This is a genomic window from Thermodesulforhabdus norvegica (genome assembly GCF_900114975.1).
Taxonomy (GTDB): domain Bacteria; phylum Desulfobacterota; class Syntrophobacteria; order Syntrophobacterales; family Thermodesulforhabdaceae; genus Thermodesulforhabdus; species Thermodesulforhabdus norvegica.
Genome location: NZ_FOUU01000007.1, coordinates 1 through 26,016 on the forward strand (window position 1 = coordinate 1; position 26,016 = coordinate 26,016).

General features: G+C 51.5%; 26 protein-coding genes, 1 other RNA gene and 1 pseudogene. 22 read left to right on the forward strand and 6 right to left on the reverse strand.

Annotation, left to right across the window (positions count from 1 at the left end):
• Positions 1–263 (reverse strand): annotated as a pseudogene (locus tag BM091_RS09840) (hypothetical protein); the annotation flags it as partial.
• A gap of 222 nt (positions 264–485) precedes the next feature.
• On the opposite strand from BM091_RS09840, the gene BM091_RS09845 reads away from it, so the two are divergent.
• From BM091_RS09845 to BM091_RS09925, 17 genes are all read left to right on the forward strand, one after another.
• Positions 486–989 carry a chemotaxis protein CheW gene (locus BM091_RS09845; RefSeq protein WP_093395413.1) on the forward strand — a complete coding sequence of 168 codons (504 nt, stop codon included), beginning with the start codon at positions 486–488 and terminating at the stop codon, positions 987–989.
• Between the two features lie 72 nt (positions 990–1,061).
• Complete coding sequence (locus BM091_RS09850; protein ID WP_093395414.1) at positions 1,062–2,564, forward strand: CheR family methyltransferase; 1,503 nt, start codon at positions 1,062–1,064, stop codon at positions 2,562–2,564.
• A complete protein-coding gene (locus BM091_RS09855; protein ID WP_093395416.1) occupies positions 2,545–3,057 on the forward strand; it encodes a chemotaxis protein CheW in 513 nt (170 codons plus the stop codon). Before BM091_RS09850 ends, BM091_RS09855 begins: the two co-directional genes overlap by 20 nt.
• A 30-nt stretch (positions 3,058–3,087) precedes the next feature.
• Positions 3,088–5,124 (forward strand): methyl-accepting chemotaxis protein, encoded by a 2,037-nt coding sequence (locus tag BM091_RS09860; RefSeq protein ID WP_093395417.1) that lies wholly within the window; start codon positions 3,088–3,090, stop codon positions 5,122–5,124.
• Positions 5,125–5,141: 17 nt separating this feature from the next.
• Positions 5,142–7,289: a hybrid sensor histidine kinase/response regulator gene (locus BM091_RS09865; RefSeq protein WP_093395419.1), complete on the forward strand. Its 2,148-nt coding sequence runs from the start codon at positions 5,142–5,144 to the stop codon at positions 7,287–7,289.
• Entirely contained in the window at positions 7,286–8,362 is a 1,077-nt protein-coding gene (cheB, locus tag BM091_RS09870; RefSeq protein ID WP_093395420.1) for a chemotaxis-specific protein-glutamate methyltransferase CheB, read from the forward strand. Before BM091_RS09865 ends, cheB begins: the two co-directional genes overlap by 4 nt.
• A gap of 11 nt (positions 8,363–8,373) precedes the next feature.
• On the forward strand, positions 8,374–9,135 hold the full coding sequence (locus BM091_RS09875) for a response regulator (RefSeq protein WP_093395422.1): 762 nt from the start codon (positions 8,374–8,376) through the stop codon (positions 9,133–9,135).
• 23 nt (positions 9,136–9,158) lie between these two features.
• Positions 9,159–10,091 carry a diguanylate cyclase gene (locus BM091_RS09880; RefSeq protein ID WP_093395423.1) on the forward strand — a complete coding sequence of 311 codons (933 nt, stop codon included), beginning with the start codon at positions 9,159–9,161 and terminating at the stop codon, positions 10,089–10,091.
• Positions 10,092–10,188: 97 nt separating this feature from the next.
• Positions 10,189–11,223 (forward strand): polyprenyl synthetase family protein, encoded by a 1,035-nt coding sequence (locus tag BM091_RS09885; protein ID WP_093395425.1) that lies wholly within the window; start codon positions 10,189–10,191, stop codon positions 11,221–11,223.
• Positions 11,224–11,240: 17 nt separating this feature from the next.
• Entirely contained in the window at positions 11,241–11,930 is a 690-nt protein-coding gene (locus BM091_RS09890) for a precorrin-2 dehydrogenase/sirohydrochlorin ferrochelatase family protein (protein WP_093395426.1), read from the forward strand.
• Positions 11,918–12,742 (forward strand): cytochrome c biogenesis protein CcsA, encoded by an 825-nt coding sequence (gene ccsA, locus BM091_RS09895; protein WP_177193602.1) that lies wholly within the window; start codon positions 11,918–11,920, stop codon positions 12,740–12,742. The genes BM091_RS09890 and ccsA overlap by 13 nt, the downstream gene beginning before the upstream one ends.
• A gap of 4 nt (positions 12,743–12,746) precedes the next feature.
• Complete coding sequence (hemA, locus tag BM091_RS09900) at positions 12,747–14,111, forward strand: glutamyl-tRNA reductase (protein WP_093395429.1); 1,365 nt, start codon at positions 12,747–12,749, stop codon at positions 14,109–14,111.
• A gap of 23 nt (positions 14,112–14,134) precedes the next feature.
• The gene (locus BM091_RS09905; RefSeq protein WP_093395431.1) at positions 14,135–14,539 is read left to right on the forward strand and encodes a hypothetical protein; all 405 of its coding nucleotides are present in this window, start codon (positions 14,135–14,137) and stop codon (positions 14,537–14,539) included.
• Between the two features lie 12 nt (positions 14,540–14,551).
• Positions 14,552–14,779: a twin-arginine translocase TatA/TatE family subunit gene (locus BM091_RS09910; protein ID WP_177193603.1), complete on the forward strand. Its 228-nt coding sequence runs from the start codon at positions 14,552–14,554 to the stop codon at positions 14,777–14,779.
• A 213-nt stretch (positions 14,780–14,992) separates the two neighbouring features.
• On the forward strand, positions 14,993–15,178 hold the full coding sequence (locus BM091_RS09915) for a hypothetical protein (RefSeq protein ID WP_093395432.1): 186 nt from the start codon (positions 14,993–14,995) through the stop codon (positions 15,176–15,178).
• Positions 15,179–15,196: 18 nt separating this feature from the next.
• Positions 15,197–15,400 (forward strand): DUF6485 family protein, encoded by a 204-nt coding sequence (locus tag BM091_RS09920; protein ID WP_093395434.1) that lies wholly within the window; start codon positions 15,197–15,199, stop codon positions 15,398–15,400.
• Between the two features lie 59 nt (positions 15,401–15,459).
• A complete protein-coding gene (locus BM091_RS09925) occupies positions 15,460–16,491 on the forward strand; it encodes a hypothetical protein (RefSeq protein ID WP_093395435.1) in 1,032 nt (343 codons plus the stop codon).
• Here the strand turns inward: BM091_RS09925 and BM091_RS09930 are convergent.
• From BM091_RS09930 to ffs, 5 genes are all read right to left on the reverse strand, one after another.
• The gene (locus BM091_RS09930) at positions 16,488–17,066 is read right to left on the reverse strand and encodes a flavin reductase family protein (protein WP_093395437.1); all 579 of its coding nucleotides are present in this window, start codon (positions 17,064–17,066) and stop codon (positions 16,488–16,490) included. The genes BM091_RS09925 and BM091_RS09930 overlap by 4 nt on opposite strands.
• 20 nt (positions 17,067–17,086) lie before the next feature.
• Positions 17,087–17,446, reverse strand: coding sequence for a helix-turn-helix domain-containing protein (locus tag BM091_RS09935; protein WP_093395438.1), 360 nt, complete (start codon positions 17,444–17,446; stop codon positions 17,087–17,089).
• Positions 17,443–18,108 carry a TetR/AcrR family transcriptional regulator gene (locus BM091_RS09940; RefSeq protein ID WP_093395440.1) on the reverse strand — a complete coding sequence of 222 codons (666 nt, stop codon included), beginning with the start codon at positions 18,106–18,108 and terminating at the stop codon, positions 17,443–17,445. The genes BM091_RS09935 and BM091_RS09940 overlap by 4 nt, the downstream gene beginning before the upstream one ends.
• Before the next feature lie 90 nt (positions 18,109–18,198).
• On the reverse strand, positions 18,199–19,479 hold the full coding sequence (gene thiC / locus BM091_RS09945; RefSeq protein ID WP_093395441.1) for a phosphomethylpyrimidine synthase ThiC: 1,281 nt from the start codon (positions 19,477–19,479) through the stop codon (positions 18,199–18,201).
• Between the two features lie 36 nt (positions 19,480–19,515).
• Positions 19,516–19,771, reverse strand: an RNA gene (gene ffs, locus BM091_RS09950) — signal recognition particle sRNA large type.
• Between the two features lie 153 nt (positions 19,772–19,924).
• Here ffs and BM091_RS09955 point away from each other — a divergent pair.
• Genes BM091_RS09955 through secD form a run of 5 tightly spaced genes read left to right on the forward strand, consistent with a single transcriptional unit; the run spans position 19,925 to position 26,015 of the window.
• Positions 19,925–20,479, forward strand: coding sequence for a hypothetical protein (locus BM091_RS09955; RefSeq protein WP_093395443.1), 555 nt, complete (start codon positions 19,925–19,927; stop codon positions 20,477–20,479).
• A 28-nt stretch (positions 20,480–20,507) separates the two neighbouring features.
• Positions 20,508–23,183 carry a valine--tRNA ligase gene (locus tag BM091_RS09960; protein ID WP_093395444.1) on the forward strand — a complete coding sequence of 892 codons (2,676 nt, stop codon included), beginning with the start codon at positions 20,508–20,510 and terminating at the stop codon, positions 23,181–23,183.
• Between the two features lie 2 nt (positions 23,184–23,185).
• Positions 23,186–24,025 carry a carboxylating nicotinate-nucleotide diphosphorylase gene (gene nadC / locus BM091_RS09965; protein ID WP_093395446.1) on the forward strand — a complete coding sequence of 280 codons (840 nt, stop codon included), beginning with the start codon at positions 23,186–23,188 and terminating at the stop codon, positions 24,023–24,025.
• Between the two features lie 25 nt (positions 24,026–24,050).
• Positions 24,051–24,389, forward strand: a complete 339-nt coding sequence (gene yajC / locus BM091_RS09970; RefSeq protein ID WP_093395447.1) for a preprotein translocase subunit YajC — start codon at positions 24,051–24,053, stop codon at positions 24,387–24,389.
• A 27-nt stretch (positions 24,390–24,416) separates the two neighbouring features.
• Complete coding sequence (gene secD / locus BM091_RS09975; protein WP_093395449.1) at positions 24,417–26,015, forward strand: protein translocase subunit SecD; 1,599 nt, start codon at positions 24,417–24,419, stop codon at positions 26,013–26,015.
• Position 26,016 lies beyond the last annotated feature (1 nt).

A 26,016-nucleotide genomic window follows, 5' to 3' on the forward strand; every position in this document is an offset into this window, starting at 1 on the left:
AATCTTGCATCAACCTGTTCGAATCTTCTATCTACCTGTTCGAATCTTTTGTTCACGTCTTCTCTCAGTTCTGCAAATCTTGCATCAACCTGCTGGAATCTTTTATCCACCTGTTCCATGAAGACCTGTAGAGTTGTTTCCAGTCTTATGAGCCTTTCTCTGTCTTCCTGGGTGAAGCCTTCATTGCCGGCAAAAGCTGTAGAAAATAAAAATGTGAGAAAAATGCCGATTACGACGATTACGTTTTCTTTTTTTCCTGTCATGGGTTACAACTCCATGCGGTATCTACCGTTGTTCCCGTGATGTGTTTTGACGATCGTTTTTTCATTTTCGGGTTAAATAATATCAGGATAAATTAACAAAGTCGACGCTGCAAAGGATTTCGCCGGGGCAATGTGTGTAAGGAAATTTGTTGGGCGATATTGAACCTTTAGCTATTAAACGGTAGTTCCTTTGCAGGGTCCGCTATAAGAGGTGTTTAGGTGATGATGCACGGATTGGTGTTTGAGGCCTGTGGGGAACTGTGGGCCTTTGAAATAGATGCTGTGGAAAAGGTAGCAAGGGCTGCGGCCGTAAGGCGGATTCCGGAAATGCCGGAAGGTTTGATGGGAATGGTCGGGTTCCGTGGCAGGTTCATTTTCGTTTTTGACTTCCGCAGGCTTTTCATGTGCGATGACCGGGAGTTCAGCAGTAACGATCGGTTTATCATTCTCAGATCGGCCGACGGCCACATTGCCCTGGTCGTAGACGACGTGGTGGGGGTATTTGAGCTGAATCCCGTAGCGGATCGAGAAACGGAAAGGATAATGACTCATAAGTGTGGCCCTGTGAAATCAATAGCCCTTCCGGCCAGCGGGATTCCCGGGTACGATGCCGTATTGGGGCGGGGAATTCGGGTTCTGGATGCCGGCTGGTTTTTCAGGAAGGGGGCGGATGCAGAGGTTGCGGAGGCGTGGTTGTCCGAGGAAGATTTCGGTCGGTCACGCTGAAGGCCGATAAAAAATGTGTGGCAGGAGTTGCCTGATGGGCGCAATCGAAAACGAAGTGCAGGCTTCTGGATTATGAACGATCCGTGCGGCGAAATTTCCCGGGAATCGATTTCAATGATAAAGGAAGCCCTTGAGCGTTATCTGGGGATATGCTGCGACAGAACGGTCTTACGCGGCGGGCTTAGAGCTCTGAGAAAGGCCGCAGAAAAAAGCGGTTACTCATCGCCGGAAGAGTTTTTGTTCTGGTTGCTGATGGAAGCTCCGGAAAAAGAGCGCGTACGTCGTCTGGCGGAATTTTTCACCGTGGGGGAGACTTACTTTTTTCGCGGCGTGAGGGTTTTCCTTGCGTTAAGAGATGGTTTGATACCGGACATACTGGCGCGCAAGAGGTCCCTGGGGCTGGATCAGAATGTGCGTATATGGAGCGCAGGGTGCAGTACCGGCGAGGAGCCTTACACACTGGCCATACTGCTCGAAGAGGCCGGGCCTCGGGAAAGCGGCTGGTCCTATTCTATCGTTGCCACGGATATTAACGGGGGCTTCATCGCCCGGGCGAAAAAAGCCCGTTACGGACAGTGGTCCTTTAGAAAGCCTCTTCCGGAAAAGTACAAAAAGTACTTTACCGCCCTGGAGGGAGGGGAGTTCGAGGTCATTCCCGACATAAAAAAGCGCGTCTCCTTCTCGGTGCTTAATCTCGTTGAAGAGGGATATCCCTCGCCGGCCACGGGAACTTCCAGACTGGACGTTATAATCTGTCGAAACGTCATTATGTACATGCTTCCCGAATATCGCCGTAAGGTGGTGGAAAGGTTCCGGCAGTGTCTGGTGGAGGGGGGATTCTTGATTCTGACGCCCGCAGAGGTGCATTCCGTGGAGACGGAAGGGTGGAAATACTCTGTAATTCCCGGAGGTGCCCTTTTGCAGAAGACCTCCCGAAGGCCAACGACTGCGGTCAGAGCTTCCTCCGTGAGTGCTTCCGAAAAGGACCCTGTGATCGAGATCTCCGCCCGTTCCGGTACCGGGTTACCGCGGGGTTCTTCACAGATATTGAAGCAACGGAGTAAGGATGATGATGCGGCGGCCGCTGAGATTTCAAAAGCCGGGGAATTGGCTGGTCGGAGAAAGGTTGAATCTCAATCGGGTACGGTGCCCGACATCAGGGAAGTAGCCGGAAAAATCCAGGGCATGGCGAATGATGGGCAGTACGAGGAAGCCCTCGAACTTATAGACCGGCATGCCGAAGCCCTGAAGTTCAGACCGGAGTTTTACTATCTGAAGGGTGCTCTTTTCCGGGAAATGGGCCGTACCGAAGAGGCCCTTGCGTCATACAGGCGGGCACTTTATCTCGATCCTCATTGGGTTCCCGCTTTAATAGCCCTCGGGACCCTGTTGAAAGCTCAGGGCAACAGGGTTGCCGGAAACAACTTTCTCCGTGAAGCCCTGGCTTTGCTGAAGCAAAAACCGGAGGGAGAAATATCTTTGTTTGACGGAAATTTTGATGTCCCAGACCTGATAGGTATGATTGAGGCAGTTCTTGAAAGCGAAAAGAGGGAAAATGGACGAAAGGGAAATTGAAATCCTGGAGAAAAGAGCCCGTGAACTGGCCGAAGGTTTCCGGCAGGAGCTTCTCCAGGAAGACTCAATAGATGCGGTTGCTTTCATTCTGGGCGAAAGGGAATTCGCTTTAGGTCTGGAATGCGTCCGTGAAGTAAGACCTTTCTCCGGTGTTACCCCTCTCCCTGCCGTTCCCCGGTTTGTTATGGGTATTACCGGCATCAGGGGAGAAGTGCTTTCCGTGGTGGACATTTCGGAATTGCTGGGTGTTAGTCCGGCTCCCCTGAGCTCAGACGCCGGGCTGATTATCCTGCAGGATCAGGGATCGGGCATGACTTTTGCCCTTGTGGTCAATCGCATACTGGGCGTGGTGAAAGTATCCCGTAAGGAATTACTTCCTTTATCTGCCTGTTACGAATTTGCAAAAAGTAAGATCGTTCAGGGAGTGACCACTTCCGGTGTGATCCTTCTCGACGGAAGGGCTCTTTTAAACGAACCCTCTCTTATGTTGTAGTGTTAAAAAAACTGACGGAGGATTGCTCTCATGCTGGGAATAGGGAGAAGCCTGAAGATTAAGATGGCTCTTATCTTCGGATCCATTGTAGTTTTCAGCCTTATTGCTTCCGGAGTGCTTACCTTTGTCCACACAAGAAAAACCCTTATGGACCGCATATCTTGTGAGCTCGCATCGGGTATAAAAAGGAAAGGGCATGAGGTCGTGGAGTTCTTAAAAGACAGGGTAACCGATGTCGAACTCATTGCTAATTCAAGATACCCTATGGACATCATAAATTATGTCTTAAAGGTCCGGGAGGGGGTTACGGGTAGCATAGCAATATACGAAGGACTGGCCCATAAAGCCCACGATTATCTTAAGAATCCGAAGGTGAGGAAGTATTTTGACGACATAGTCATAATCGATTCGGAAAGCTTTTACATTTTTTACACTGTTCAGAGAGGGCTGGAGGGTGGGTTTATACCCGTCTCACAATATGAAGTGCTGAGGTCTGCATGGGGAGCAGTCGTCGAGGATCGGCCCGAATATCGTAACGGTGCCGCCGACCACAAAACCGTCTACATTTCCGACATTACTTTTTATCAGCCCGTGGGACAGCCCTGCCTCATCATAGCCTGTCCGATTACCAATGATCTGGGAAGAAGGGTGGCCGTTATCGTCGGTGTGGTCGGCATCCGCCATATTAATCTCGTCGTGGCGGGAGAAGCGGGTCAGGGGAAAGCATCGGAAACCTATCTTGTGGGCCGTGATGGTCTGGTTCGCTCTTCTACGGTTTTTCTTTCTATCAACGACGTCGGGCAGAAGAAGATCGAATCAGAGGCCCTGCAAAGGGCTTTGAAGGGTGAGGAGGGTGTGGTTACCTGTGTGAACCACAGGAATCAAAAAGTCGTTACGGCTTTTGCCCCTTTAAAACTTCCGGATAGAGCAGGAACCAATTTCGACTGGATTATCCTATCGGAAGTGGAATACGACAGAGCCTTCGGGCCGGTGAGAAGGCTTGCCTTCTATTACTCTTTCCTTGGAATCGGAATAGCCCTTCTTGCCGTAGTCGTTTCTTTTTTCGTTGCCCGTTCTATGGTGAGACCTATCAGGGTGCTCAGAGATGCCGTCGGCGCAATGGCAAAGGGGGACCTGAGCTATGCACTGCCCGATTCAAAAAGGGGCGATGAGGTGGGAGAATTAATAAGAGACTTTCGGAAGATGCAGGAGGTACTCAAGGCCAATACCGGTGGGCTTGTCGAAGGCGTTCAGAGGCTTGCAACGGCGGTAAACGAGCTTTCTGCCACGGCTGCGGAGCTCGCAACTGGTGCGGCCGAAACGGCGTCAAGCGTACAGGAAGTGGGGACTACTGCCGAAGAGATGCGCCAGGTTGCCAGGCATTCTCTGGAAAAGTCCAGGAATGTCGGGGCAATAGCCGAAGATGCCGTGCGGGAGGCCGTTCGTGGGCGGGAGGCTGCCGAGGAAGCCTTAAAGGGCCTGGGCAGTATTCGCAGGGAAATAGAGTTTCTGGCTTCAAGCGTCATAAAACTGGGGGAGCAGAGTCGTAACATCGGGATTATTATAGACACTGTGAAGGATCTCGCCGATCAGGTTAACATCCTTTCGGTCAATGCGGCAATTGAGGCGGCCAGAGCAGGAGAGCAGGGGAAGGGGTTTTCCGTTGTGGCTCAGGAGATGAGAAACCTTGCGGAACAGTCGAGAGAAGCGGCCGACCGGATAAAGGAAATACTGACGAAGGTTCAGGATTCAACTTCTGAAGCGGTCATGGCAGTTGAGCGGGGAAATAAGGCTGTTTCGAGGGGTGTTGAACTGGGTGAAGAGATGGGAAGCACGATAAAAAGTCTGGCCGCGGTGGTTCAGGAAGCAGCCGATTCGGCTCTTCAGATTTCGGCATCCAGCCAGCAACAGCTTACAGGTGTGGAGCAGGTCGTCGAGGCCATGCGGGCCATTCAGGAGGCGGTTCATCAAAATACGGAAGCGGCGCGTCAGCTTGAAGCATCCGTCCATGATCTCGCGGAACTGAGTGAGTCTCTCAAGAAGCTTGCGGAGTCCTTCAAGTTTTAGTGGGTTGGAGTGGTTAGATGCAGGACGATCAGTTGATGGCCGCATTGCTGGAGGCCTTTCGGGAAGAAGCCCGGGAAAGGCTTGAGGCTCTGTACTCTTTTGCCGAAGCGCTGGAGTCGGGTGATCTTACCCGGGAGAAGGTCGATGAGGCCTATCGTGAGGCTCACAGCCTGAAAGGTGCGGCAAGAGCCGTGGGCCTGACCGAGGTGGTTCGGGTATGCCAGGAACTCGAAAGCTTTATCGGTCGTCTGAAGGACGATGGGGAGCGGGAGCCTCAGGAAGTTGCCCGTGAGCTATATCGGTTCATAAAGGAAATAGAATCGGGCATATACGGCTGGAAAGCGGCATCGGGAGTATCGCAGGGTGAGGCCTTTTCGGAAGGTGCCGTCGAGAAGGATCGTGGGGGATTTTTTGAAGAAGGTGAGACATCCGAAGGGGCCGTTGCTCTTGCGAGAACCGGTGATAAGGTTTCCTACGAACCGCTTCATGAACCGACGGAAACCGTCAGGGTTAACGTACGGCGGCTTGACGTTCTTTTAAGACGGGCCGAGGAATTCATTCCGATCAAGCTGGCTTCTTCGCAGTATGCCGGGGAATTAAAAAAACTCTACTGGTTCCTTGAAGATGTGAAGAGCCGTCGCGGTGATGACCCGGATCTGTCTTACGTTGAAAGTGTGCTTCAGAGGCTGGTCCTTCGCGTGGAGTCCACATCGCGTCAGCTCGACATCCTTGTGGAGGACCTGCTGGATCGGGCTAAAGACCTTTTGATGCAGCCCTTTTCCGTTTTGTTCCAGGGTATGGGCAGGATGGTCAGGGAGCTTGCCGGAGAGCTCGGAAAGGAGGTGGTCTTCACGGTTGACGGTGAGGACATAGAAATAGATCGGAGGATTCTGGAGGAATTGAGGGATCCGATGATTCATCTCCTCAGGAATGCCGTGGATCACGGAATTGAAGTTCCTGAAGAAAGAGTGCGTCGAGGTAAGGACAGGCAGGGCCGTGTCGGGGTGCTGATCAGACGGGAGGAGGCGAGAAAGGTTTCTCTGGTGGTGAGGGATGACGGGAGGGGTATATCGGTTAAGAGGGTGCGGGAAAAGGCCCTGGAGCTGGGTTTACTTCAGCAGTCCAGGCTGGAGGGGATGGATGACTTTCAGGTCCTTCAATTCATCTTTTATCCGGGCTTTTCTACGAGCCCTTCCGTTACGGAGCTTTCCGGGCGGGGTCTCGGTATGTCCATCGTAAAGGAAAAGATCGAATCGGTCGGTGGGAGCGTATCGGTTTCGAGCAAAGAAGGCTTTGGGACGGAGTTTATAATCGAACTTCCGGTGTCGCTGGCGACCTTTCGAGGCATTCTGGTCAGGGATCTGGGACGGCGCTTCGTTGTGCCCACTCATAGTGTTGATGCCGTGGTCAGACTGGAAGAATCTGATCATAGAGCGTTAATAGGCGGTGTCGTTTCCGTAAAGCATAACGGTCAGATAATTCCGGTGCAAAGGCTCGGGGCGGTGCTGGGGCTTGATCGGCCCCGGCGCCGGGAGGGTGATTCTCCTTCCGTTCTGCTGGTGATAAGTGCATCCGGTGTCAGAGCCGGTTTTCTCGTGGAAGAGGTCATAACGGAGCAGGAGGGGCTGATCAAGGGGCTGGGACCCCACTTAAAAAGCGTTCCTTTCGTCTGGGCCGCTACCGTCCTGGGAAGCGGAGAAGTGGTACCCGTTCTGAATCCCGGTGATCTCGTGAGGTCTCTGCAGGAAAAGCCCGTAGCCGCTGAAGATTCCGGGGAATACGATCGGGGAATCCCTCTGAAGAGAAAAAATATTCTCGTGGTTGAAGATTCCATAACCTCCAGAACGCTTTTGAAAAACATTCTGGAAGCCTCGGGTTTCGGAGTGATAACAGCCGTTGACGGGCTGGAAGCCCTTTCATTGCTGGAGAACTACGAGATCGATCTGGTGGTTTCGGATGTCGAAATGCCCCGCATGAACGGGATTGAATTGACCAGGAGGATTCGCGCCAGTGAAGGTATGCGAAACCTTCCCGTTATCCTGGTGACGGGGCTGGATTCTCCGGAAGATCGAGAACGGGGACTGGAAGCCGGCGCTGACGCTTACATCGTAAAGACGGACTTCAGGCAAACGACTCTGCTGGAGGTGATAAGAAGGTACTTATGAACGGGAGAAAGCGGCTACTCATTGTCGATGATTCTCCAACCTGGAGGAGTTATCTCAGATACATCTTTGAAAAAGACGGGTATTTCGATGTGATTGGCACGGCCGTTGACGGACTCGATGCCCTTGAGAAAACCCGTCTTCTCGTCCCCGATGTGATAACCATGGACATAGAAATGCCCCGTATGAACGGAATTGAGGCCTCCAGAAGGATAATGGAATTTCATCCCGTGCCGATAATAATCGTGAGCGATTTCTGGGAAACTGAGGCGGTTAAAAAGGCCTTTGATGCCATGGAGATAGGGGCTGTGGCAGGTGTTCAGAAACCGAGCATGATTGTTTCGGAACGTGCCGGAGCCGAACAGATATCAGTGCTGGTGAGAACGGTAAAGCTGATGTCGGAAGTGCCGGTGATAAGACGGAGCAGGTTGAAGCCCGGGAGCAGATATGAGGAAAAGGACGGGGGAACCGCGGCTTCCTTTGAAGGGGTTTCGAAAGTAAGGCTTGTGGTAATCGGTGCGTCCACAGGTGGTCCTGTGGTTCTTAAAGAAATTTTTTCCCGGCTTCCGGCAAACTTTCCTTTACCCATTGCCGTGGTGCAGCACATCGCCCCGGGGTTCATAACGGGGTTCGTGAAGTGGCTCGAACAGGCATCTCCTTTGCGTTTTTCCGAAGCCTGCCACGGTGAGGAGCTTCTGCCCGGGACGGTCTATCTGGCTCCCGACGGCGTTCACATGGAAGTTGACCACAGATTGATCGTTCGCCTGACCGATGGGCCGGCCGAACACGGTGTTAAGCCCTCCGTTTCGGTTCTTTTCAGGTCCGTTGCGAAGAATCTGGGTCCTCATGCGGTGGGTGTGCTTCTTACCGGTATGGGGAAGGATGGGGCTGAAGAGTTGCTTGCTATGCGCAGGGCCGGAGCGATAACCATTGCTCAGGATGAAGATAGTTCTCTTGTTTTCGGCATGCCGGGAGAAGCGGTTCGGCTGAGCGGTGCGACGATGGTACTACCGCCGGAAAGGATAGCCAGATACCTAATGAAACTGGGCGGAGAAATTGAAAGAGAAGGAGGGTAATCGGGAAAACTATGAGCGGGGATACAGGGGTTCTGGGCGGAAAAAGTATGAAAATTCTGGTCGTCGAAGACAGTAAGACTCAGGCGGTTCATTTAAAATCTCTTCTGGAGCGTAACGGTTATTACGTGGTCTGTGCGGAGAACGGCAAGGCTGCCTGGGAGGTCCTGCAACGAGATCCTCCGGACATTGTCATTACCGACATTCTTATGCCGGAGATGGACGGGTACGAGCTCTGCAGGAAAATTAAGGCCGATGAAAAAACCCGCCGGATTCCCGTTGTTCTTGTGAGCAGGCTGTCCGACCCTGAAGATATCATTAAAGGAATCGAGTCCGGAGCCGACAATTTCATTACCAAGCCCTATGACGAAGAGGCTCTGGTTGCCAGAATTGATTACATTTCCGTCAACAAGAAACTGCGACGGGAGAACCGATCCGAAATGGGTCTCGAAGTTTTTTTTGGAGGGAAAAGACACTTCATAACGGCGGATCGCATTCAGATACTGGATCTTCTGTTGTCCACTTACGAAGAAGCAAGACGACGGGCCGTTGAGCTGGAGAAGGCTCACAAAGAGCTCCAGGAGGCTTACAGGAAGATAAAAACCCTTGAAGGCATTCTCCCTATTTGCAGTGGCTGTAAAAAGCTACGAGATGACGATGGTATATGGCATTCTCTGGAAGAGTACCTTGAAGCTCGATCCAACACCCGCTTTTCTCATGGGCTGTGTCCGGAGTGTGCCGAAAGGCTTTATCCGGACTACTTCGGGAAGAAGTAGTTTTAAACGCGGAGCCCGGGTCGATGAACGATCTTAAAAGAGTTATGGTCGTCGAAGACAGTGCCACTCAGGCTTTGCACCTCAAGGCGATACTTGAGTCTCTGGGCTATGATGTGAAGGTTGCCTCCAACGGTCGTGTTGCCCTGGATATGCTGCATGAAGATTTCTGCCGTATCGTCATAACGGACTGGATAATGCCGGAAATGGACGGGATTGAATTCTGCAAGTCTTTGCGCAGCCTTGACCTGCCGGGCTATGTTTATGTGCTTATCCTTACGGCAAGGGATAACCTTGACGATCTTGTGGAAGGGCTTGAGGCGGGTGCTGACGATTATCTTACAAAACCGGTAAATCCTGCGGAACTGGCTGCAAGGCTTAAGACGGCAAAACGAATACTGGAGCTTGAGAGTTCGTTGAGACAGCGGAACGAGGAAATAGCGCGCATGGCCGTAACGGATCAGCTTACGGGGCTTTACAACAGGAGGTATTTCAACGAGCAGTTGCCTCTGGTGATTAAAGCGGCGGTGCGCTTTCAACAACCACTTTCTCTCATCATGATGGACATCGACCATTTCAAATCGGTGAACGACACTTACGGACATCAGGCCGGTGATGCCGTGCTTCAGAAGTTTGCCGAAATGGTCAGATCATCTTTGAGAGCCGGCGTGGACTGGGCGGCGCGCTTCGGGGGCGAAGAATTTGCCGTTGTTATGACGAACACGGCCCTGAAAGGTGCCGAAGTGGCGGCAGAACGGCTCAGACTTCTGGTGGCCCATTCTCTTATTCCCATTCCCTCGGGCGATAAGCTTCGAATTACGGCTAGCTTTGGAGTGGCCTCGGTCACGCCCGGTTCACCCGATGAACCCACCATGGAGAAGCTGGTTGCTGCCGCCGATGAGGCTCTTTACAGGGCAAAGAGAAGAGGTAGGAATCGAGTTGTGGCCGTCGTTTTGTAATTTATCTTCGGCTTTTTCAAAAATTTGACCCCGGGGAATCTTTCCGCTAGCATAGACCTGGGTTTTTGAGAAAAGGAGCACAAGGGCTGGGTGTTTTATGAAACCGGGGCTTGCCGAGAGGCCGTTTAATGTGCTGATTGTCAATCAGGACAGGAAGTCTATTAAAAATCGGCTTTATGAACGGGTTAAGGTTGATCTCGCCCGTATTGAGCAGGAACTCAGGGCTCAGGTTCTGAGTTCCGTTCCTCTGGCCAACACCGTTGGTAAGTATGTCATAGAAAGCGGCGGTAAGAGATTACGACCTCTCCTTACGGTTCTCTGTGCCAGATTGTGCGGTTATGATGGTGATCGGGATGTCAGGCTGGCTCTGGCCTTTGAATTTCTCCACGTTGCGACCCTCCTGCACGACGATGTGATCGATCATGCGGAGGTAAGGCGGAATCGCCCTGCGGCCAATACTCTGTGGGGGAATCAGGCGGTTGTTCTGGTGGGAGACTACCTTTATTCCAAAGCCCTGATGCTGTCCGTCGAATACGGTGACCTGGGGATTATTGAGGTTATTACGAGAGCGGCGAATCTCATGGCCGAAGGAGAAGTCCTCCAGCTCCAGCACATAGGCAACGTCGATATGACGGAGGAGGAGTATTATCAGGTTATATGGCGAAAAACGGCAGTATTGATGAGTTCGGCCTGTAGGGCAGGAGCGATGCTGGCCGGAGCTACGCCTCATGAAGAGGCCCTTCTTAATGATTACGGATACCATCTCGGAATGGCCTTTCAGTTGATAGACGATTTGCTGGACTACAGTGGCACGGTAGAAGAGCTCGGTAAGCCGGTGGGTCTCGATTTTGCCGAGCACAAGGCGACTCTTCCCTTCATATACGCCCTGAAGAACGCCCTCGACGGCGACCGGGAAAAACTCATAGAAGCCTTCTCTTCTGCGGAGAAAACGGCGGAAGTTTTTCAGGTGGTCAGGGAGATAGTGGAAAGGTCTGGTGGGATCGAATACACGGAAAGGAAGGCAAGAGAGCACATCTTGAAAGCTCATGCCTGTCTCGAAAAATTTCCCGAATCGGAAGCGAAGCGTGTGCTTTACGATCTTGCATCCTTCGTGGTTACCCGAAGGAACTGATTGCCGGAGTCTGGCGAATGAAGATATACCCGGTGGGTCTCGTTATTGAGGGAAGAAAGTGCGTGGTGGTTGGGGGAGGCAGGGTTGCAGAGAGGAAGATAAAGGGTCTTATTGAAGCGGGGGCGGAGGTTTATGTTGTTGCAAGGGAAGTGAGTCCGGCGGTCGAAAAGCTGATCCGGGAAGGCAGGGTAATAGCGGCGGGCTCTGAGTATTATTCTGAAATCCTTACCGGATCGGTTCTGGTTTTTGCCGCCACCGACGACCCCGATCTGAACAAGCGTATATCGGAAGATGCCAGAAGGCGCGGGATTTTTTGCAACAACGTGACAGATCCGGCCGATGGGGACGTCATAATCCCGGCACTTTTCAGAGACGGTAATCTGATCATCGCCGTAACGACCACGGGCGCAAGTCCGGCTCTGGCGGCACGCCTCAGAGATCGAATCTCCGAAACCGTTGTTCCCGTCTGGAAGCCCTACCTGGAATTCATGGAAAAATGGAGAAAGTTCGTTCTGGGCTGGAAGGCCTTTTCGGGCAACAGTCAGGAAATTTTGAGAAAGACGGCTTTTATTGTTTACGACCTCATGGATCGGCATATTCCTCCTGATGAAGGACTCCCGGAACTGAAGGCCGCCTGCGAGAATCTTCTACCGATGCCTCTGCCCGATGAATTGTCCGAAGAATGGGAAGATCTATGGAAGAGCTGACATCTTTTATGTCCCTGGCAGCCTATCTGGCGGGGACGGCAGGCTATATTGCTACGGTTTTCCGCAGGAGACCCGAGGTAGAGCGTTTTGCCTTTTACGCCGTCGTATTTGCTGCGCTGTTGCACCTGACGGGCCTTTTGCTCGGTACCATCTTTCACGGCCGCGTAACCTTCACCTCCAGCAAAACCGTTCTTTCTCTCTTCACATTTCTGGTGGTAGCCCTCTTTATCTGTCTGAGGTTTCGATTCAGGACGGCCGTTCTGGGAGTCTTTATCCTGCCCCTCGTGGTAATTTGCATGGTCGGTTCCCTCGCCATACCCGCCTCTCTTATCCCGGAAAATCCTGCTCTTAGAAACGGATGGGTTCTTTTTCATCTTGTAACGATCGTTATTGCCTATGCTTTTTTTGCCGTGTCCTTCTGTGTCAGCGTGGTTTACCTCTTCCACGAAAAGGCCCTGAAAGAAAAATCCTATCATCGGCTTATGGAAAGAATGCCGTCTCTCGAGTTCCTTGATCGAATTAATCATGTCTGCATTGCCCTTGGATTTCCTTTTATGACCGTGGGGCTGATAACGGGTTTTGCCGCGGCGAGGTTTCTCTGGGACAGGTTCTGGAGCGGGGATCCCAAAGAGATTTTTTCCCTGATTACCTGGGTGATATATGCGGTGCTCTTTCACGAGCGGCTTGCCGTGGGGTGGCGTGGACGGCGTGCTTCATGGCTGGCCATATGCGGATTTATCTGTGTGATGGCAACCTTTCTGGGGGTAAATCTTGTGATTAAAGGTCATCACACCACCTTTGTGGGCAGGTGATACTATGACGGAGAAGAATATTGTACTTGTCGGCATGAATCACAGGACTGCACCTGTGGAGTTAAGGGAAAAGCTGGCCCTGAGGTGTTCCGGCGATGTTCCCTACGCGGACCTGCGCCAGGTGCTCACGGGTAGCGGAGGCCGTGAATATATGGTTCTTTCCACCTGCAACCGTGTTGAGTTCCTCGTGGTTTCGGAAGATATCGACCTGTCGGTGAATCGGGTTATGTCCTTTATTTCTGAGGCTTTTCCGGGACAGGATGTTCGTGATTTTCTTTATGTTTTCAAAGGCAGAGATGCCGTAAGGCATATATTCAGGGTGGCTTCCGGGCTTGATTCGATGGTCATGGGAGAACCGCAGATTCTGGGGCAGGTAAAGGAGGCTTATCGTAAGGCTACCTTAAACAAGACCACGGGCGTCATCTTAAACCGCCTGCTCCACAAGTCCTTTTCCGTTGCCAAAAGGGTTCGTACGGAAACGGGCATAGGGTGTCATGCCGTTTCGGTGAGCTATGCCGCCGTGGAGCTGGCCAGGAGGATCTTCGGGAGTCTTACGGACAGGCACGTTCTGCTCATAGGTGCGGGGGAAATGGCAGAGCTCGCGGCGGAACATCTCGTTGCCGGCGGTGCCTCTAAGGTGACCGTTACGAACCGCACCGTTGAGCGGGCCGTCGAAATTGCAAGAAGGTTTGGAGCCTCCACGATACCCTTTGACCAGTTTCTCGAAGGGTTTGCCGTGGCCGATATCGTCATTTCGTCAACGGGATCTGCGGAGCCGATCGTCAGGAAAAGCGATCTGCGACCGGTGATGAGGAAGCGCAAACAGAGGCCGCTTTTCATAATAGATATTGCGGTTCCGAGGGATGTTGAGCCGGAAGTCAACGATCTGGACAATGTTTTTCTTTACGACATCGATGATCTTCAGGAAGTTGTGGAAAGGAACAGAAGAAAACGCAGGAAAGAGGCAGAGCTGGCGGAGCATATCGTCGAAGAGGAGACGGTAAAATTTCTGGAGTGGCTTCAGACCCTTGACGTGGTTCCCACGATCATTGCTCTCCGCCACAAGGCAGAACAGATCAGACAGCAGGAACTCAGAAAAACCTTTTCTCACATGCCTCACCTTTCTGAAGATGATCGCAAAGCCATATCCGTGATGGCCGAAGCGATAGTGAAAAAGCTTCTTCACGACCCCATAATGTTCTTGAAAAACAAAGCGGCACGTCCCTCCAGGGAGTTCTACGTTGATACCGTACAGCAGATATTTAATCTACCCGAGTCTGACCGCCATCCAATGCGCTCTCTTGACCCCCCTGAGCCCGAATGTTATGAGTCGGAAAGATATTACCTGGATCGTGACCGGCGATCCTGATTCTTGTATTGAGAGGATTGGTCATGGCTGAGATTATAGATCTGAGGTCACGGGCGGAGAATATCAGGCAGAGTCAGGACGCCCGGCTTCGGATTGCAAAGCTAAACGCCGTAAGGAAGCATTTTCAGTGCATGCGCTGTGCTTTCCGGTGTGCCCGATGTGGAAGCCAGCTCGGCGATGAAGATCGAAATGTGGGCGAACCCTATAATGCTCCTTATGCCTTCTGCAGGATCTGTTATGAGGAATACAGAGAATATAGAAAGAAAAAGTCCGGGCAACCCGGAAATCCCGATTATTACTGGCATAACGAGGCCTGGATGCAGCTCTGGGATGCCTGGCTTGATTATCAGGAGAAAATGGAAAAATATAGAAGTTCTCCTGAATTTCTGAGGCTTCTGGAAGAAGTCGAAAGCTTTATGGAAAGATAAGGGGGGCTGGACGTGATTGGTGGAATAGGCATGCCGGAACTTCTGGTGATACTTTTTATCGTTCTGATCATCTTCGGAGCGGGTAAACTGCCTGAAATCGGGGCGGGGCTGGGCAAGGGCATAAGAAATTTTAAAAAGGCCGTTCAGGAACCGACCGAATCCATTACCCAGCACAGTGACACCTTGAAATCTTCTAATGCTGAGTCCGAAGAAAAAGCAAAGGCCGATAAGGTCGATTAGAAAAGAGTGTGATCTGCCGGTCGGACCGCCTTTACTTGAAACTTCCGAAAGACCGGTTTTTCTCGGAAAATAAAGGGTTGGCCTGATAAAGGGTCCTTTGGGCAAGGAACGATCTTTCGGCCTATGGTTGCGGACAAAGGCAGGATTGGCTATTTTGTAAAAAGGATTCCGAAGACCGGGAGAACATGAACGAATAAGGAAAGGGGAAGTGAAATGAGCGAATGGGCCTGGCGTTTCGGCATGATAATCCTTTTCGGTGTGCCGGCAATTATAGGCGGTGGTCTGGTGTGGCACTTTGTGGAGAACTGGGTTGGGGTTATCGTTTATGAGGTCTTTCTGCTCTTTGTTTTGAGCTGGGTGTTGGCCAGGGGAGATAAGTTGAAGGAAGAGCACCATTAAGTGAGGTGAGGAGTGGGTATGGAGTGTAAGAAGGAGAAAAATCTTGAGAAATGTTCATGCAGTTATGAACCCTGCAACAGGAAGGGCATATGCTGTGAATGCCTTGCCTACCACCTGAAAAGCCGTCAACTTCCGGGGTGCTGTTTTCCGCCCGATGCCGAAAGGACCTACGATCGATCCTTTGAGCATTTTGCCCGCCTCGTACAGGAAGGAAAGGTTTAACTCTGCCTTGATGTCCCTACCCCGGGGCCGAACCCGGGGTTTTAAAAAGGAGGATAACCGTGAAAAAGAAGCTTCTTTTTTTGGTGATAATTTCCGGTTTTTTGGGTCTTAATTCGGCGGCTTTTTCAATGCAGGTGGCCTCTCAATTTACCAAAGCCTATGTCGTACCTTCAGGTGGCTCCGTAAACATGGGATTCGTTCTCACTCACCCCGAAAAGGTTCTCGTACGAGCCCTGGGCCCCTCTGTTCAGAGTGCCTTTGGACAGGTTATCGGCGATCCGCTGTTGAGAATTTACGACATAAACCTGAACGTTATTTCCGAAAACGACAACTGGAAGGATAACCCTGCAAAGGGAGAGATCGAACAAACGGGGTTAGCACCCTCTAACGATTACGAATCCGCCGTTATAGTGGAACTCGATCCGGGGCTCTACAGTGTTGAGGCCGTTTCGGCACGGGGAGAGGCGGGAAATTTACTAGTTGAGTTATATTCTCTGGGGCAGGCATCCGCTGTGTACGACGATTTTACGCTTTCGGTTCTGGATGCAGAAAAATGGAACATAACGGCTGGAAACCCTGTCACCGTGGATGGACAGTATCTTCAATGCGTGACGTCTACTTACGTTGAAAGTGGAAGAACCTATCTGTGTTCCATCTCATCTACATCGTCGGATTACGAATGGGGAGTTGCCCTTCAGGAGACACCCGGAGTCACGGAAAGCCCTCTTTTTGTAAGACGCTGTCTTGGAAGAAAAGAAGGTGTAAAGGTATGTGCGGAGTTTGAGGTAATGTCGAACAGAAATGTCTATGCCCGGATAGTTCAGGAAGGAGCCGACGGGCTTCCTCAGGCGGTAACTTTCAGTGAAAAAATAGGAACCTTAAGCACGGGTGCTTTCGTTTCCTTTGCGGTGGATATGGTCTCCAGAACGGTAAGCTTCGTTTTTTCATCTCAGGGTACCGATACCATTATAACCGTGGCGCGCTCCTTTGGGGATCTCGAGGAGGTGTTTTCTCAGTCGCCCCTTGTTATCTATTCCACCGGAACAAGCCCCTCAAAAAGAAGCTTTCTGGTGGACTACGTAGAGAATTAGCCCTGCTGTTCCTCGAACCTGATCGTGTCGAGGGCATCGGCAAATTCGTCTCTTTTAGCTACCACTTCTCCAATGCGCCTGAAATGAGGAAACATCAGAACGGTGGGCAGTTCGGATAGTTCATCCTCCACGAGGAATTTGTCGTTAATTTCCGTACAGACGACCTTGCCGATGACGAGAACGTATCTTTCTCCCGGGACCTCCCTGTCCAGTCTTGCTTCAATCCAGCCTACGGCGTCTCTGATTCTCGGAGGAGCAACACGGCGAGAAGAAATCGTCTCGATGTGTTCCATTTCCAGCTCGTTAACATCAGGCGGGTAACTCCTGGCCGTCCGGATGGCCTTTCTCAGTATTGAAGGGCCGATTACGTTGACGACGAACTCGCCCGTTTCACGGATGTTTTTCAGGGTGTCCCGGGGCAGGGCCGAGGCAATAGCTATCAGGTCAAGAGGGCGAAGGATTGGTATAACGCAGCTATAAGGCGCTGCATTGGCTATGCCCCGGGAACTTATTGTGGTTATTACCGTTACCGGTAGAGGCAGAATCTTTTTGAACATTTCCGGTTGAAGCTCCATGACGATACCTCCTCCGGTTCTTAAGAAGCAGAATCAAAAAGGGTGTAACAAACCCTATCACCCTGCTTACAGGCTCTGGCCAGCTCCATGTGCCTCAGGGCGGCGAAGTTAGTCCTGAAATCCGTCTCCGTAATACCCAGCTCGTTGCAGATCTCTTCTGCCGTGACGGGACCGCGCTCTTTGATGAGTTTGAGAATTTTCTCCTGAATCGGGGTGAGAACCGGTTTCTGTTTTGTAAGGCTTTTGGCCGTGTGAACCGCCCAGGGATCGCAGGGTTTCGGGGCGGCGACTATATCGAGATAGCAGTCCTCACAGAGTTCCATCCCCGCGTGATGGTAAACGTCTCCGTTTAAAGTGGTCCCACATTTTGCACACTTCATGGCAAACCCTCCTCTACTGCAAGATTAACCGATTCATCACCGTTTTTCCTTATTCCCTTTAGCAGGGCTTCCGTGAAGGTTCCCAGGTGTTCCATAAAGGCTTCTTTGCTCCCGAAGCGCCCAACGGTAATCTCTTCGAGGATCAAATAGGTTACGGCGGCCGAAAAGGCCGTTGCTATGTGATGGGCGTTAACATCTTTGAATGCCCCGTCCCCGATACGGGTCCGGATGTATTCTTCAAGTGCCGTAATGCCTTTCGATTTTCGCCTTTCGTAGTGCCTGGTATAAAGCTCCGGCTTTTCGAGCATTGCAAAGAGCACGAGTCTCAGGGGTGAATCCCTTCCCGCTGCAGCAAGGTGCTCGTAGGCGTGGGTGCAGTATGCTCTCAAGACCCCGGCGTCGTCCTTTTCTTCCATGTGGTATTTGAGTTCGGGATCTTCTTCCATCGGATGGTTAAGAAAGAGGTCGTCTATCAGCGCTTCGTAGAGCCCTTTTTTGCTTCCGAAGTGCTGGATTACCAGGGCGCGGCTTACGCCCGCCTTTCTGGCGATTTCATCCAGTGTGGTTCCCGCAAAGCCCTTTTTGGCGCAGAGCTCCTGAGCTGCTCTGAGTATCTGAGCCTTGCGTTCGAAGCCGGGAATTTTTTTCGTTCTTCGACTCATAAATATGACCCCTCACGTTATGACTAACCTGTAGGTTATAAAATTGTCACGAAAATTCCTTCCGTCAAGGCGGGTAGCGTTAACTTTAAATCAGGACTTCTTTGCAAAAGGGCGGGAAAGCTTTACGGCGCAGAGCTCTCCGCACATCGTACAGGTCTCTCGATCGTAAGCCAGAGCAAGCCTTTTTCTTGCGGCCTCGGGGTCCAGAGCTTCCGAAAGGACGCCCTCCCAGTTGAGATCCCTCCGGTAAATCGAAATCCTCCGGTCTCTTTCTATCGCCCCCGGAATGCCCTTAACTATGTCGGCCGCGTGACCGGCAATGCGGGCCGCAATCACACCCTGGTAAACATCATCGGGCGAAGGCAAAGAAAGGTGTTCCGCCGGAGTAACGTAGCAGAGAAAGTCGGCTCCAGCAGCGGCCGCTATGGCTCCTCCGATCGCTGCGGTTATGTGGTCGTAACCGGGTGCTATGTCTGTGGGAAGCGGACCCAGCAGGTAAAAAGGAGCTCCGTCACAAAGTCGCTTTTCCAGAATGACATTTGCTTCTATCTGGTTCAGCGGGACGTGACCGGGACCTTCTATCATGACCTGCACATTTCGCTCCCGTGCGCGTCTGGCAAGTTCTCCCAGAAGAATAAGCTCTTCTATCTGAGCCCGATCGGTAGCGTCCACAACCGTTCCAGGACGCATCCCGTCTCCCAGACTCAATGTAACGTCGTATTTGTAGGCTATATCCAGAACGGTTTCGAAGTTTTCATACAGAGGGTTTTCTTTGCGGTTGTGGCGCATCCAGGTCATCAGTATGGAACCACCCCTGCTTACGGACGGCAGAACCCGGTCGCTTCCCTCGATCCGCTTCAAAGTTTCCAGAGTAACGCCGCAATGAACCGTGATATAATCGATGCCCTGGGCACACTGTTCTTCGAGTTCTTTGAAAAGCTGGTCAACGTCCATTTTGTAAAGAGGGATGCCTTTTCGATGCAGTTCCGTTGCGATCCGGTAGATGGGAACGGTTCCTACCATAACGGGGGATTTTTCAAGAATGGCTTCTCTGATGGCCCGGAGATCTCCTCCCGTGGAAAGATCCATAACGGAGTCCGTTCCGGCTCTGAGGGCAGCTTCCAGCTTTTCGAGTTCCAGTTCCACGGAAGCGCAGGCTCCGCTGCTGCCGATATTGGCATTCACTTTGGTTCTGAGGTTTGCTCCTATTGCCAGAGGACGCTGGAAGGAATGATTTTTGTTCTTGGGGAGAACCGCTTTCCCTTCTGCAATCAGTTTGCGAAGTGTTTCGGGATCCACTCCGTCGGCCTGTGCAGCTTTCCTCATCTCCGGCGTGACAATGCCCTTCCTGGCCATCTCAAGCTGAGTCATCCATCGCCCCCTTAAGCCTTCGTGATTGGTACCCGATTGTGCACCCTCCGTCGAGCAGGGCATCCGATAAGGTTGCATCTCCCGGCTCCACCAGAGTGAACCACGACACGGACGCCAGTGCTTACCGCTGCTTCCTTCCGGACCTGACGGGGTTCACACCTGCCCGTTACGTGGTGTCCGGTGTGCCGTGAGAGCAGTGGCCTTATCTTCAGGCCCATGCCCTCGGGAGGGAGTTCGGCCCCGCTGAGCGGATTTCGGGTACAGGGCACCGCTAACTCCCCGCCTAGCACAATCGGGTACATTCCTTAATAATCTTTAGACGAAGGAAAGGCAACGGTTTTGTGGGTGTCGTAGCTACCGGGCCGCCGAATTCAATCTTCTTGACGCTCCAGGGGTAGCATGGTATCGGAACCGTAATTTTTAAGCACAATAAAGGAGTTGTGCCATGGTTAGAAAAAAGAAACTGGAAATAACCCCCGGTGAAGAGTTGATGGAAGATGATGAAATAATAGAGCTTGAAGAGGTCGTTGAGGAACCTGAAGAGCTCCCCCTTGGAGAAGATCTTGATGATATGCTCTTTGCCGAGGATGCCGATATCTCCATTGATGAAGCCGATATTAAAGATCTGGATCTGGATCTCGGAATAGATGAGGCAGAGATGGAAGATACCAGGACGGTGGAGCAAATTCCTGAGCCGGAGCCCTTGAAGGGTGAAGAAACCGTAAAGGAGAAAACCGCACAGGATTTTGTGGACTCGCTTTTTCAAGAGGCCCTGCTTGAGAAAGAAGAAGAGAAGGTCCATGAAGGTGGGGAAGTAAGTGCCCTTACGCCTCAGGAAGTGCTCCCTGCTCAGGCTCCGGATCTCGACGAAATTATCGATCGTCTTGAAGAAAGACTTGTTTCCAAGTTTGAGGAAATTGTGGAAGCACGCCTTCCCGAGCTGGTACTCAAAACGGTAAAGCAGGAACTCGAAGCTCTTAAGAAAGAATTGGAGGAGTAAAAGGTTCAAAGGAGGGGAGTGGAAATATATGGAACCGAATACCTTGCCGAAGGCTTACGACTTTCGAGATGTCGAACCTTACTGGTATCGTTTCTGGGAAGAGCAGGGATTTTTCCACGCAGACGTGAAAAGCCCTAAGCCCTCTTTTTCCATAGTAATTCCTCCTCCCAATGTAACGGGCCAGCTTCACATGGGGCACGCACTGAACAACACCCTTCAGGATATTCTCTGTCGTTACAAACGCCTTAAAGGGTATGAGGTTCTCTGGGTACCGGGTACCGACCACGCCGGTATAGCAACCCAGAATGTTGTGGAGCGAGAACTCGCCAAAGAAGGGAAAACCCGTCACGACATAGGCAGAGAAGCATTTATAGAACGGGTGTGGCAGTGGAAGGAAAAGTACGGAAATATTATCATCAACCAGCTCAAGCGGCTCGGTGCTTCCTGTGACTGGCAGCGTCAGCGCTTCACAATGGACGAGGGCCTCTCAAGGGCCGTGAGGCTTGTTTTTGTCCGGCTTTACAGAGAAGGACTCATATATCGCGGAAAGCGAATGATAAACTGGTGCCCTCGTTGTAACACTGCTCTGGCCAACATTGAAGTGGAAGGGGAAGAGGTAGAAGGAGCCTTTTACTATATTCGCTATCCGCTGGAAGACGGATCCGGCCATGTTGTGGTGGCTACAACCCGGCCTGAGACCATGCTGGGCGATACCGCCGTTGCCGTGCATCCCGAAGACGACAGATACCGGCATCTCGTGGGAAAACATTGCGTGCTGCCCCTGGTCGGACGAAGGATACCCATCATAGCCGATTCTTACGTAGACATGGAGCTGGGCACGGGGGCTCTTAAAGTAACTCCCGCTCATGACTTTAACGACTTCGAGCTCGGCAGGAAGCACGGGCTTGATTTCGTTGAGGTTATCGGGCCCGACGGTCGGATGACCGAACTGGCCGGTTCTGCCTATGCCGGGGTGGACAGATATGAGTGTCGCAGGAAGGTTGTTGATGACCTTAAGGCTCAGGGGCTTCTGGAGAAAATAGAGGATATTCAACACCGCGTTGGGCACTGTTATAGATGCAAGAGCGTCATAGAGCCTCTGGTTTCTCTTCAATGGTTTGTAAAAACCAAACCCCTGGCCGAACGGGCAATAGAGGCGGTTAGAAAAGGGCGCACGAGAATCATACCCGAAAAGTGGACCAGAGACTATTTCGTGTGGCTCGAAAACATTGAGGACTGGTGCATCAGCCGGCAGATCTGGTGGGGACATCGGATCCCTGCATGGTATTGTCGGGATTGCGACTTCATAACGGTTTCAGAAGAGGATCCCGAAAGATGCGGTGGATGCGGAAGTGCCGATATTACCCAGGATCCCGATGTTCTTGATACATGGTTCAGTTCGGCCCTCTGGCCCTTCTCAACGATGGGATGGCCTGAGCAAACGCCGGAGCTTGCCCGCTTCTATCCCACTTCGGTTCTGGTTACCGGTTTTGACATTCTCTTTTTCTGGGTAGCCCGCATGATGATGATGGGTCTCCACTTTATGGGAGACGTTCCCTTCTACGATGTTTACGTCCATGCTCTGGTAAGAGATGAACAGGGCCAGAAGATGAGCAAATCCAGAGGTAACGTTATCGATCCTCTGGTGATGATGGAGCGCTACGGGACCGATGCTTTCAGATTTACCCTCGCAGCTTTTGCCGTCCAGGGGCGGGACATACGCCTTTCGGAGCAGCGAATAGAAGGATATCGTCACTTTGTTAACAAAATCTGGAATGCCTCACGACTTGTCCTCATGAATCTCGATCCCGATGCGGAAATTCCGGACATATCCGGGAAACCTGATAGTCTCGTCCATCGCTGGATTCTGAGCCGACTTCAGGGTGTCATCGAAGATGTTGAAAGAGCACTGGAGAACTATCAATTCAACGAGCATGCTCAGACGCTTTATCAGTTCGTATGGCATGAATACTGCGACTGGTACCTGGAAATGATAAAAGCCGACATTTACGGAGAGGACAAGGAAAAAAGAGCAATTGCCCAGGCCGTTTCCGCCAGGGTGCTGGAAAAGGTCCTGATCATGCTTCATCCTATCATGCCTTTTGTTACGGAAGAAATCTGGCAGAAGCTTCCTCAAACCGACGGAAGCATAATGAAGGCGTCATTTCCGGATTTGAATCCCTCTTTGAAAGATCCCGAAGCCGAGGCCAGGATGGGGCTTCTTCAGGAAGTTATCTCCGGGATACGCAACATTCGGGGTGAGATGAACATACAGCCGGGGGCAAGGGTTGATGTGGTTTGCCGTTGTAAGGATGATGCCGATAGGTCGTTGCTCGAAGATTACGGCTATCTAATCCACGACCTTGCCCGGGTAAACCGTCTGGATATACGGGACATGTCGGGCGATAAACCGGATGTGGCCGCCGGCGCGGTGGCAGGTTCCGTGGAGGTTTATGTTCTTCTTAAGGATCTGCTTGACTTTAATGCCGAATTACAGCGGCTTGAAAAGGAAATTCAGAAGGTGGAAAAGGAGTTGTTCCTGACTACCCGGAAGCTTCACAACGAAGACTTTCTAAAAAAGGCTCCTCAGGACGTGGTAGAAAAAGAGCGGGAAAAATCGGTCAGGCTCGGCGAAAAGATCAAGAAACTGAAGGATCACTATGACAGAATCGCCCGTTTTGCGGGTAATAGCCGGAGTAGCTGAAAATGTTTCCGGTGCTGGAGGAACTTCTGAAAGCGGCATTGTACGAAGATATAGGTCCCGGGGATGTGACCACCCTGGCCGTTGTCGGAAGTGAAGATGTCGGCATAGGGGAGATCGTTGCCAGGGAGGAGCTCGTTCTTTCCGGGAGGGATATTCCTCGTGGGGTTTTTTACTGCCTTGGAGATCAGGGTGTCGAAATTGAGAGTTTTTTTAGAGATGGTGATGTTGTTCGGGGCGGTGATGTGATCTTTCGGTTTCGTGGTAAAGTCCGCACACTGCTTCAGGCTGAAAGGGTCATGCTGAACTTGCTTCAGAGGCTGTGTGGGATTGCAACTATGACGAGAAAAATGGTTACTCTCCTTGAAGGTACCGGTTGCAGGCTTCTGGATACTCGTAAAACAACGCCGCTCTGGCGCAGGCTTGAAAAGAATGCCGTCCGTCACGGTGGAGGCCAGAATCACAGATTCGGCCTTTTTGACGGGGTTCTCATCAAGGACAATCATATAATCGCCGCGGGGTCCATCGGTGAAGCGGTCCGGCGGGTGAGGGAAAGCGTCCATCACCTGCTAAAGATAGAGGTGGAGGTTGAAAGTCTCGATCAGCTTGAGGCAGCTTTAGCTGCGGGTGTGGACATGGTTTTACTGGACAACTTTACGCTTCCTGAACTAAAGGAAGCCGTTGCTATGTGTCGTGGACGGGTACTTTGTGAGGCCTCGGGAGGGATAGGCCTCCATAACGTGCGTCAGGTAGCTGAGACGGGGGTTGATTTTATAAGCTCCGGAGCTATCACGCACTCGGCGCCGGCCGCAGACATGAGTTTTAAGTTGGTAAGAATTCTGTAATTGTTAGCATCAAGGAGGAAACCGTATGGGTTTGATCGGCATTGCTTACGCTATGGGAACGACGGGACAGAATGCTGCTCAGGGAGCAGGTGGTGGGCTGGCTGCGTTTGTACCCCTTATTTTGATGATTCTTATTTTTTATTTTCTTTTGATAAGACCTCAGCAGAAAAGACAGAAAGAGCATCGTCAAATGCTGGCAAACCTGAAAAAAGGTGATCATGTTATAACCCAGGGTGGTTTGCACGGAACCATAACCGGGCTTACCGATTCGGTGGTTACCCTTGAGATTGCCGATGGGGTCAGGGTTAAGGTTCAGAGAGGGTATATTGTAGGGGTTGTTTCGCCGGGGAAAGATAAAGAGTAAAATTTGGGTTATCGAGGAGGCACGAAGTTGAAAAGCCTTAAGTGGCGCTTTTTGCTCGTTCTGGTAGTCGTTCTTATCTCAGTCGTTTACTTGATACCTTCTATAAGTCCGTCTCTTCCGTCCTGGTGGAAGGGTTTCCTTCCCAGAGAGAAGCTTCATCTGGGTCTTGATTTGCAGGGAGGAATGCATCTGATCCTTGAAGTCCAGACCGATGAAGCCGTAAAAAGCACCGTGGATAGAATGGCGGAAGATGTGAAGGATGCTTTTCGTGAGGAAGGTATTCCCTTCTTTGAGATTTCCAGGAGTGGTCTTGAAGGGCTGGTATTGAAACTTCCGGCCGATGCTCCACAGGATAAGGTGGCCGAGGTCCTTAACAATCGCTTTCCGACCTTGCTTGAGCAGAAGCGAGAAACGATAGACGATCAGGTGGTTCTGTATCTCGCTCTGGACGGTAAAGAAGTCGATCACATAAAGAAGCTAGCCGCTCGTCAGGCTCTTGAGACAATCCGCAACAGAATTGATCAGTTTGGTGTAACCGAGCCTGACATAAGACCGCAGGGCGAGGATCGGATTCTCGTTCAGCTTCCCGGAGTTAAGGACCCAGAACGGGCCCTGAACATTATAGGAAAAACGGCAAGGCTTGAGTTTAAGCTGGTGGATGAGAGGGTTACGCCCGAAGAAATCCGAAGTGGAAAACTGCCTCCCGGTTCCAGGGTTTATCCCATGAAGAGATTCGATCCCAATACCAAAAGGACTTACCAGACCACGATTGTTCTCAGGGATCGAACTCTTCTTACAGGTGAATACATCACCGATGCCCGTGTAAGGATTGATCCTCAGTTTAACCGACCCTATGTGGCCCTTGAGTTCGATCCTCAGGGGGCCCGGATATTTGAGCGCATAACGGGAGAGCACGTTAAAGAGCGGCTGGCTATTGTGCTTGACGGGGTGGTTTATTCGGCTCCGGTGATTCAGGAAAAAATTTCCGGCGGCCATGCCAGCATAACCGGCTCTTTTACCATGGAAGAGGCCAGAGATCTGGCGATTGTTCTGAGAGCAGGGGCACTTCCGGCCCCGGTTAAGATTTTAGAAGAAAGAACCGTGGGGCCTTCTCTCGGTAGAGACTCCATCAGAATGGGCCTTATAGCAATGCTGGTAGGCGGTGCCGTTGTGCTTCTTTTTATGCCCCTTTACTATAAACTTTCGGGGTTGATTGCAGACATTTCTCTCTGTCTTAATATACTGCTTATAATGGCGGGGCTTGCCGCTTTTCAGGCCACGCTAACCCTTCCCGGCATTGCCGGCATAATCCTGACCATAGGCATGGCCGTTGATGCGAATGTGCTTATTTTTGAAAGAATTAGAGAAGAATTGAGGTTGGGTAAAACCCCCAAGGCTGCCGTAAGCACCGGCTATTCCCGGGCAACACTGACCATCCTAGATGCGAACATCACCACACTCATTGCCGCAGTAGTGCTCTTTCAGTTCGGAACGGGTCCCGTAAGGGGATTTGCCGTTACGCTTTCCATGGGAATAGTTGCCAGTATGTTCACGGCGATAATATTCACCAGAATTGTTTTTGACTACCTGCTTGGCACCCGTCGTGCCGCCGTGCTGAGCATATAGC

Coding starts and splice junctions, on each gene's coding strand:
- BM091_RS09855 (WP_093395416.1), top strand. CDS start 2,545: ATGGACGAAAGGGAAATTGAAATCCTGGAGAAAAGAGCCCGTGAACTG.
- BM091_RS09875 (WP_093395422.1), top strand. CDS start 8,374: ATGAGCGGGGATACAGGGGTTCTGGGCGGAAAAAGTATGAAAATTCTG.
- BM091_RS09845 (WP_093395413.1), top strand. CDS start 486: ATGATGCACGGATTGGTGTTTGAGGCCTGTGGGGAACTGTGGGCCTTT.
- BM091_RS09940 (WP_093395440.1), bottom strand. CDS start 18,108: ATGAGTCGAAGAACGAAAAAAATTCCCGGCTTCGAACGCAAGGCTCAG.
- cheB (WP_093395420.1), top strand. CDS start 7,286: ATGAACGGGAGAAAGCGGCTACTCATTGTCGATGATTCTCCAACCTGG.
- nadC (WP_093395446.1), top strand. CDS start 23,186: ATGTTTCCGGTGCTGGAGGAACTTCTGAAAGCGGCATTGTACGAAGAT.
- BM091_RS09920 (WP_093395434.1), top strand. CDS start 15,197: ATGGAGTGTAAGAAGGAGAAAAATCTTGAGAAATGTTCATGCAGTTAT.
- BM091_RS09915 (WP_093395432.1), top strand. CDS start 14,993: ATGAGCGAATGGGCCTGGCGTTTCGGCATGATAATCCTTTTCGGTGTG.
- BM091_RS09930 (WP_093395437.1), bottom strand. CDS start 17,066: ATGGAGCTTCAACCGGAAATGTTCAAAAAGATTCTGCCTCTACCGGTA.
- BM091_RS09890 (WP_093395426.1), top strand. CDS start 11,241: ATGAAGATATACCCGGTGGGTCTCGTTATTGAGGGAAGAAAGTGCGTG.
- BM091_RS09880 (WP_093395423.1), top strand. CDS start 9,159: ATGAACGATCTTAAAAGAGTTATGGTCGTCGAAGACAGTGCCACTCAG.
- ccsA (WP_177193602.1), top strand. CDS start 11,918: ATGGAAGAGCTGACATCTTTTATGTCCCTGGCAGCCTATCTGGCGGGG.
- hemA (WP_093395429.1), top strand. CDS start 12,747: ATGACGGAGAAGAATATTGTACTTGTCGGCATGAATCACAGGACTGCA.
- thiC (WP_093395441.1), bottom strand. CDS start 19,479: ATGACTCAGCTTGAGATGGCCAGGAAGGGCATTGTCACGCCGGAGATG.
- BM091_RS09960 (WP_093395444.1), top strand. CDS start 20,508: ATGGAACCGAATACCTTGCCGAAGGCTTACGACTTTCGAGATGTCGAA.
- BM091_RS09860 (WP_093395417.1), top strand. CDS start 3,088: ATGCTGGGAATAGGGAGAAGCCTGAAGATTAAGATGGCTCTTATCTTC.
- BM091_RS09850 (WP_093395414.1), top strand. CDS start 1,062: ATGAACGATCCGTGCGGCGAAATTTCCCGGGAATCGATTTCAATGATA.
- BM091_RS09905 (WP_093395431.1), top strand. CDS start 14,135: ATGGCTGAGATTATAGATCTGAGGTCACGGGCGGAGAATATCAGGCAG.
- BM091_RS09885 (WP_093395425.1), top strand. CDS start 10,189: ATGAAACCGGGGCTTGCCGAGAGGCCGTTTAATGTGCTGATTGTCAAT.
- yajC (WP_093395447.1), top strand. CDS start 24,051: ATGGGTTTGATCGGCATTGCTTACGCTATGGGAACGACGGGACAGAAT.
- BM091_RS09865 (WP_093395419.1), top strand. CDS start 5,142: ATGCAGGACGATCAGTTGATGGCCGCATTGCTGGAGGCCTTTCGGGAA.
- BM091_RS09955 (WP_093395443.1), top strand. CDS start 19,925: ATGGTTAGAAAAAAGAAACTGGAAATAACCCCCGGTGAAGAGTTGATG.
- BM091_RS09935 (WP_093395438.1), bottom strand. CDS start 17,446: ATGAAGTGTGCAAAATGTGGGACCACTTTAAACGGAGACGTTTACCAT.